5 protein-coding genes are annotated in these 4,593 nt (G+C 70.9%); 3 read left to right on the top strand and 2 right to left on the bottom strand.

The annotated features are described in order from the left end of the window. Window positions 1–699 (top strand): AAA family ATPase (locus tag JHD21_RS20830; protein ID WP_292679317.1); only part of this gene is annotated, 699 nt, incomplete at its 5' end. A 94-nt stretch (window positions 700–793) separates the two neighbouring features. On the opposite strand, the gene JHD21_RS20825 is transcribed toward JHD21_RS20830, so the two are convergent. After that, window positions 794–2,062 (bottom strand): phospholipase D-like domain-containing protein, encoded by a 1,269-nt coding sequence (locus JHD21_RS20825; RefSeq protein ID WP_292679315.1) that lies wholly within the window; start codon window positions 2,060–2,062, stop codon window positions 794–796. A gap of 101 nt (window positions 2,063–2,163) precedes the next feature. On the opposite strand from JHD21_RS20825, the gene JHD21_RS20820 reads away from it, so the two are divergent. Then, window positions 2,164–3,333: a glycosyltransferase family 2 protein gene (locus JHD21_RS20820; protein ID WP_292679312.1), complete on the top strand. Its 1,170-nt coding sequence runs from the start codon at window positions 2,164–2,166 to the stop codon at window positions 3,331–3,333. Here JHD21_RS20820 and JHD21_RS20815 read toward each other — a convergent pair. Then, entirely contained in the window at window positions 3,292–4,167 is an 876-nt protein-coding gene (locus tag JHD21_RS20815; protein WP_292679310.1) for an A/G-specific adenine glycosylase, read from the bottom strand. The two genes, JHD21_RS20820 and JHD21_RS20815, sit on opposite strands and share 42 nt — an antisense overlap. 117 nt (window positions 4,168–4,284) lie before the next feature. On the opposite strand from JHD21_RS20815, the gene JHD21_RS20810 reads away from it, so the two are divergent. Beyond that, the coding region (locus JHD21_RS20810) for a hypothetical protein (protein WP_292679308.1) at window positions 4,285–4,593 on the top strand (309 nt) is incomplete at its 3' end.

Below are 4,593 nucleotides of genomic sequence, written 5' to 3'. Positions count from 1 at the left end.
CACCCGGACATCTTCAACAGCCTGCTGCAGATCCTGGAGGAAGGCCGCCTGACCGACTCGCAGGGCCGGGTCGTGGACTTCAAGAACACCGTGATCATCATGACCACCAACCTCGGCACCAAGGACATCGCCAAGGGCATCAACCTCGGCTTCCAGCAGTCCGGCGACGCCGCGGGGTCCTACGAGCGGATGAAGAGCAAGGTGCAGGAGGAGCTCAAGCAGCACTTCCGTCCCGAGTTCCTCAACCGCGTCGACGAGATCATCGTGTTCCCGCCACTGACCCGCGAGCAGATCGTCCACATGGTCGACAACATGATCGCCTCGGTGGAGCTGCGGATGCGCGACCGCGACATGCGAATCGAGCTGACCCAGAACGCGAAGAACCTGCTCGCCGAGCGGGGCTTCGACCCGGTGCTGGGCGCCCGGCCGCTGCGCCGCACCGTCCAGCGCGAGATCGAGGACATCCTCGCCGAGAAGATGCTCTACGGCGAGGTCGGCCCGGGTCAGATCGTGCTGGTCGACGTCGAGGGCGAGGGTCCGACTGCGACGTTCACCTTCGAGGGGCAGAAGGTCGGCGAGCTGCCCGACCTGCCGCCGTTCGAGACCGCCGAGGTGGCGGTGGGCGACGCGTCGCCGGTCGAGGGCCCGGACGACTCCGAGGGCCCGATCGACGTTCCGCGGGCCACACCGGACGAGTGAGGCGTCGCGGGCCTCGGCCCGCCGCCCGCGTGATCACAGACTGAGCCCGAGACACCGATCGGTGTCTCGGGCTCAGCCTCGTCCAGGCGGAGGCTCAGGAGAGCTCGTAGTACCCGTGGAAGCGCGCGGCACCCGTCAACGGCCGGTGCATGTTCTGGATGCGGCCGTGTGCGAACGGGCCGGAGAACATCCGGTCCGTGAACCGGATGTAGTCCTTGACCAGCTGCCTGGCGTCCCGCACCGTCACCCACACCTCGTCGGACGACCGGGCCTCCCCGCTCCAGTTGGGCGAACCCGTGAACAGCATGTGCGCGCGGGGGTCGCCGTCGTAGTGGCCGTCGACCGCGATCGACTTCATGTGCATGTAGTACTCGGGGATGCGGTCGCCGTCCTTGTCGATGGTCACCTGGCGGATCGGCACCCGGCCCCGACCGTAGCGCTGCTTCAGCACCCGGTTGATCTTGCGGCCCGCGAGCGTGGTGACGATGCGCAGGTCACAGCCGTTGTCCCACAGCCGGCGCACCTGACGGGCGATGTTGAGACCGAACTCGTCGAACCAGCCGGCGATCGCGATCCTCACCACCGTGCGGCCCTTGACGCCGCTGCCCTTGGGCGGGTGGCACTTGACCTTCTCCAGCGCCTCGGCGATGGGGTTGGTCTCGGGCACCGGGAACAGGACGACCTGGTAGCGGCCGTTGTCGTAGACCTCGCCGCCGTCCGACACCGGCCGGTCGGCGGCGTACTCCTTGAACGTCTCGACGAAGAAGTCGTAGAGGCCCTTGTTGGCGGTGGTCGTCTGGTCGTTCCACTGCCGGTTGCCGGCCGCCTTCGTGAGGTTCGTTGAGCCGAACATGCTCACGTGCCGGCGCTTGCCGGCCTTGCTGAACAGGAAGATCTTGGCGTGCATCACGAACCGGTCGGTGCGGCACGCGTTGTGGCAGCGCACGGCGAAGCTCCGGTCGCTGGTGTTCTTCGACAGCGCGTCGCGGATCCGGTACCACTGCTTGTTCTTTGTGCTCTCGGCCGTGACGACCTGCACGTGCACCCCGCGCTTCTCGGCGGCGATCAGCGCGGTGGTGATCGCCGGGTCGGCGAAGTTCCAGACCACGAGCCGGATCGTCGAGCCCTTGGGGGAGGCGTAGATGGAGCGGTAGACCTGCTGGAGGATCTCCCGGCCGCCGTTGCGGTCCAGCGGGCTGGAGAAGACCGCGCCCAGCGGGGGGCTGTACGTCGACGTCCTTTCGTCCTCCGCCGTGACGGCGGCCGTGGCCGGGGCCAGCGACAGCACCAGTGAGGCGGCGAGGGTCGAGACCAGGAGGCCGAGCGCTCGCCGGAGCGACGGGCGTGCTGGTGAGGCGATCAACGAAGCTGGTCCCTGTCCACGAGTGAGCGTCGGAGCGGCCACCTTAGGTGACCATCACGAGGCATGCGGAACTTTCGGAGTACCCGGATAGGGTCCCTCGCATGCTGTTCACGGTGAGCACGGTCAAGGACACCGTGCCCAGCCTCAAGCAGTTCGTGGCCCGCAACCTGGCCGGCGGCGTCGACCACATGTTCCTGTTCGTCGACGACGCCCGGCCCCGGGTCACCGCGGCCCTCGACCGGCAGCCGCACGTGACGGCGATCGCGACCGGGGAGAGCTGGTGGCAGGGGAAGCGGCCCCGGCAGCTCAACGCCAGGCAGCGCATCAACGCGAACGTGGTGAAGGCGCTCCTGGCGGTCGACCGGGCCAGCGACGACTGGCTGTTCCACATCGACGGCGACGAGGCGCTCCAGGTCGACCGGACGGCCCTGGCGGCACTGCCCGCCGAGGTCTCGGTGGTGCGCGCGACCCCGCTGGAGGCGGTCAGCCGGAAGAAGTGGCCGGGTGGCGAGGTCACGCACTTCAAGCGGCTCCTCAAGCCCGACGAGCTGGTGCTGCTGCAGGTGCTGGGCGTGCTCGACGAGCCCGCCAACGGCCGATACTTCCACGGCCACGTGGAGGGCAAGTCCGGTCTGAGGCCCGCGCTCGACCGGTGGATCACGCTGCACGCGGTGCACGACGTCGACCAGGAGCAGGTGCCGTCCGCCTCCGACGACGACCTCGCGCGGCTGCTGCACTACGAGTCGTGGTCGGGCGACGAGTTCGTGCGGAAGTGGACCAACATCCTGGAGTCCGGGACCAAGGTGAGCTTCCGGCCGGGGCGTGAGCCCACCGCGGTGGCCCTGCGCACCCTGCTCGAGGCGGGCCTGCCCGAGCGCAAGCTGCGCGACTACCTGTTGCGCATCTTCGAGCGCACGACCGAGGACGACTTCGAGACCCTGCGTGACCTGGGTCTGCTCGAGAGGATCGACCCGCTCGCGGGCAAGCACCGTCCTCAGCCGCTGGCGCCGGACCGGGAGTCCGGCATCCGGGCCATGCTGGGGGCCATCGAGCCAGAGAACAAGTGGCCCTTCCACACCGGGCGGACGTCGCGAGGGATGGTCACCCGGCTGGGCGTCGCCGCCGACCGGCTCGCGGCCGACCCCGCGCACGCGGCGCTGGCCGAGCGGGCCCGGGCGGTGTGGACCCTGCCCGAGGAGCTGCTGCGTACTCCCGCCAAGGCCGACAAGTCAGGGGAGGGCGACGGTGTCGGGGCCGACCCGGACGGCTAGTCCGTCCTCGAGGAGTCCCGCGAGGCAGCGGGTCCGCTGGCCTGAGTCCGCCCACGCCGCGTCGAGACGCGAGAGGTGCACCGGGCCCTCGCTCTCGCGCAAGACGGCCATCAGCCGCCCGCGGCACTGCCGGTCGGTGCCGGCCCAGGCCTGGGCGCGTCGCGCCGGCCCGTCGTACGACGGGTAGCCGGCCGACCGCCAGGTGCACGCGCCGGACACCGGGCAGTCCCCGCAGGCGGGTGCCCGCGCGGTGCAGACGAGCGCGCCGAGCTCCATGAGCGCGATCGACCAGGTCGCCGCGGTGACCTCGTCGTCGGGCAGCACTCCCGCCGCGCGGTCCCGCTCGGCGCGGGTGACCGATGGCGCAGGCAGCTCCTGCCCCGCCAGGAGCCGGGCCAGCACCCGCCGGACGTTGGTGTCGAGCACCACGTGCCGCCGGCCGAAGGCGAACGTCGCCACGGCCGCCGCGGTGTAGTCACCGACGCCGGGCAGGGTCACGAGCTCGTCGTACGCCGACGGCACCGCGCCGCCGTGCCGCTCGACGATGGCGGTCGCCGCCGCGTGCAGCCGGAGGGCGCGGCGCGGGTAGCCGAGCCGGCCCCAGGCCCGGACCGCCTCGCCGGCCGGCTCGGCGGCCAGTGCTGCCGGGGACGGCCACCGGGTCAGCCACTCCTCGTGCACCGGGACGACCCGGGCCACGGGCGTCTGCTGGAGCATGAACTCCGAGACCAGGACCGACCACGGGCTGGCCGACGGCCCGCGCCACGGCAGCTCGCGGGCGTGGGCGTCGTACCATGCGAGCAGCGGCTCGGTGAGGGCATCGTTCCCGGGCATCCGGGCCATTGTGGTCGGTGTTACGGGTGTGACTCGGCGTGGGTACCCCGCCCGAGGCGGTCCGCTCCCTACCGTGGCCCCATGCCGTCGGCCCGTGGATCACGCACGCGCGGACCCGTGCCTGCCCACGTCTACCGGCGTCGGCGGCTCGCGGTCCTCACGGTCGCCGTGCTGCTGGTCCTCGGCTTCGGCCGGGTGCTGAGCTGGTCGAGCGACGGCTCCGGCGGTGACGGGGACACCGCGACGCAGGCCGGCGCCGACACGACGCCGTCCGCCTCCGAGACCTCGAAGAAGGCCGGCGCGAAGGACTGCACGGGGAAGAACCGGTTCCGCGACGGGGACAAGGCGAAGGGCAAGCGCAACACCCGCGCCGCCAAGCTCACCCGTGAGGTGAGTGCTATGAAGGAAATTCGGTCAGCAGAAGAG

The sequence above is a fragment of the Nocardioides sp. genome, assembly GCF_016462705.1.
In the GTDB taxonomy this organism is placed as follows: domain Bacteria; phylum Actinomycetota; class Actinomycetes; order Propionibacteriales; family Nocardioidaceae; genus Nocardioides.
Note: the sequence above shows the minus strand (reverse complement) of the source record. Positions and strands in the feature narration are given on the sequence as shown.

Excerpts from the sequence above, each read along its gene's own strand:
- JHD21_RS20820 (WP_292679312.1), top strand. The coding sequence starts at position 2,164 with ATGCTGTTCACGGTGAGCACGGTCAAGGACACCGTGCCCAGCCTCAAG.
- JHD21_RS20815 (WP_292679310.1), bottom strand. The coding sequence starts at position 4,167 with ATGCCCGGGAACGATGCCCTCACCGAGCCGCTGCTCGCATGGTACGAC.